Below are 2,608 nucleotides of genomic sequence, written 5' to 3'. Positions count from 1 at the left end.
GGTAAGTTTCTAGTTAGTGGTTGGCTTGTTGAAAATTGAACCATTGATTATATAGAAGATAGCGAGTAACGAACAGCTGCCTAGGTTAGTTGGGACAAAGCGCCTTTAGTTCGGCTTCAACCATCGACTCAGTTATTTGTTTTGCAACTGCTTCTATCACCTTGATACAAACTGAATTTCCAAACTGTTTATATATTTGACCTTGAGACACAGCATTTACAATAAAATCTTCTGGAAACCCTTGTAAACGAGCACATTCTCTCGGTGTTAGTTTTCTAGGGTTTTTTCCTAGGTTGGATTGATCAATTAAAATCTCTGATCCATCTTTATAATATCGAGCGCTTATAGTATTTGTATACTCACTATCTTCATTGAAAAGAGAATATCCAAAGCCATTACCTTTGTTTTTATGTTGTTCTTTACGTTTTTTATGTCCAGCCCAAAGCTTATCTGAGATTGTAAATTTATCCATTTCTTCAGGTATTTTAGATAAATCCTCTAGTATATCTCCAAGTCTAGTCGGTGTTTTAGGTGCAACTGGCCATTGAAAAACCTCATCAAAGTTTGTGTTTTTATCATAATAGTCACGATCAAAACCAACGATAAAAATTCGTTCTCTATTTTGTGGTGCACCAAAATCTGCAGCCCTTAAAACCTTAAAGTCTACCCAGTAATTTAGTTTTTGTTCTAAAGCATGACGTGCTTCTTCGCTCATAGGAATATCTAAGGGTATATCTTGTTGATGTTTGCCACGTAAAATTGAAAGAATTGTTTCTAGTGTTCTGCCTTTATCATGCCCTCGTAATTGCTTAACATTCTCTAACATAAATGCTTTTGGTCTTTTTTCAGCAATAATACGCTGGATCTCAAAAAACATAGTTCCACGAGTATCGTTAAACCCTTGTTTTAGTCCTGCTTGAGAAAAGGCTTGGCATGGAAACCCACCAAGTAAAATGTCATGTTCTGGAATATTGTCTGCCGATATTAGTGTTATATCTCCATTGGGTATTTCACCAAAGTTAGCTGCATAAGTTTTTTGTGCAAATTTATCCCATTCAGAAGTAAAGACACATTTTCCACCTAGGTTTTGGAAAGGAATACGAATACCTCCTATTCCTGCAAATAGATCAATAAATGTAAACTTAGATGATGTAGCTTTATCTTGTGCATAAGGGGCATTTTTACGCTGTTCATTTAGCGTGCTTTCTAAGTTTCTAATATCTTCTAATTTTTTCTTGGTAGGAATATGTTCGCCCGTTTCCCATCCTCTTACTGTGCGCTCACCCGTAGAGTTCATTCCTAGCAAGTTAGCAAACTCTGTTCTACCTAAGCCAAGTTTTTCTCGTGCTTCTTGGATATATTCAGAAGTGTTTTTAAAGCCAATTTCTAATTGCATAGCCTATACCTTTGTTTATCCGGTTTTAGTCCCGGTAAAATTATCACTGTATAGGAAAACAGTCAATAAAAAAATTAGTTAATACTTTGCATTTTTCTTCATATTTCTATATTTTCTTTATATTTTTGAAAACCACTAGGATTATTATATTAAAATGGAAAAAAACAAAAAAATTATTATCGATATTTTTAATGCCAATGTTAAAGGTAAAAAATATAAATCTACTGGCTATCATAAACGCCATGATGGTGCCGAAGGTCATTGGTTAGAGAAGCAAATGGGTATTAAGCCTAATGCTAATAATGAAGCTGATCTGCTTGGTTATGAAATGAAAAAATATACCACAAGCAAAACAACGTTTGGTGATTGGTCTCCAGATGTCGCTCTATGGAAAAATAAAAAGCCTTATGAAAATATTGATGTATTAGATAGGGATAATGAGTTTCTTAAGTATTTTGGCAAGCCAAACGAAAGTAAAGGAGGACGTTTTTCTTGGTCTGGAGAACCAGTTCCTACTATTAGAGGGTATAATTCTTTTGGTCAGATATTATGCGTTGATAATGATGATAATATTGTAGCTTATTACTCCTACTCAAAGGATAGCCGATTTAATAAAGATAAAATTATTCCAATAGAGTTACAGCAGGATAAATTAGTTTTGGCAAAGTGGCTTAAAGAACCATTAAAATAAAAATTAGAAAAGAAATTTAATGAAGGTGGTTGGTTCAAATGCTTCAAAGATGATTCTGGTGCTTATACTTCAATAGGTTTTGGAAATCCTATTAACTACGATAGTTGGATTGATCTTGTTAGGCAAGGGATTGTTTTTTTTGATAGTGGAATGTATGCAACTAATAAACGGCCATATTCACAATGGAGAGCAGTTAACAATTACTGGGACTCATTGATAACTGATATTTATTAAATAGCTATAGTGGAGCTTCAATTAGGACAAAGCGCCTTTAGTTCGGCGCTAATATCATCATTAACCCTAATCCGGCTTACAGCAGAAACGGTAATGCCTTTGGGTTCAATTCTGCTAAAACCCGTGCAGGGTAAAAGTGTGCCACCTAGGCTTTGATCAGATATAGGGTTGATTGCTATAGCAGGATTGTTAAAAATAATAGGGTAGCCATTACCTGCTGAAGAATGCGTTGGTGACCCCGATGCACACCATCAAAATTACCGATGGTTGCCACGCAGCCTAGGTGT

2 protein-coding genes and 1 pseudogene are annotated in these 2,608 nt (G+C 35.1%); 1 reads left to right on the top strand and 2 read right to left on the bottom strand.

Translation table 11 applies throughout. The annotated features are described in order from the left end of the window. Window positions 1-85: 85 nt before the first annotated feature. Entirely contained in the window at window positions 86-1,396 is a 1,311-nt protein-coding gene (gene dcm, locus Q0017_RS13685) for a DNA (cytosine-5-)-methyltransferase (RefSeq protein WP_298148009.1), read from the bottom strand. Between the two features lie 154 nt (window positions 1,397-1,550). Here dcm and Q0017_RS13680 point away from each other — a divergent pair. Beyond that, window positions 1,551-2,321: pseudogene (locus Q0017_RS13680) on the top strand (LlaMI family restriction endonuclease). Between the two features lie 175 nt (window positions 2,322-2,496). Here the strand turns inward: Q0017_RS13680 and Q0017_RS13765 are convergent. After that, complete coding sequence (locus Q0017_RS13765; RefSeq protein WP_367277125.1) at window positions 2,497-2,595, bottom strand: hypothetical protein; 99 nt, start codon at window positions 2,593-2,595, stop codon at window positions 2,497-2,499. Between the last annotated feature and the right edge of the window lie 13 nt (window positions 2,596-2,608).

It is taken from the genome of uncultured Acinetobacter sp. (assembly GCF_947624825.1).
GTDB lineage: Bacteria > Pseudomonadota > Gammaproteobacteria > Pseudomonadales > Moraxellaceae > Acinetobacter.
Note: the sequence above shows the minus strand (reverse complement) of the source record. Positions and strands in the feature narration are given on the sequence as shown.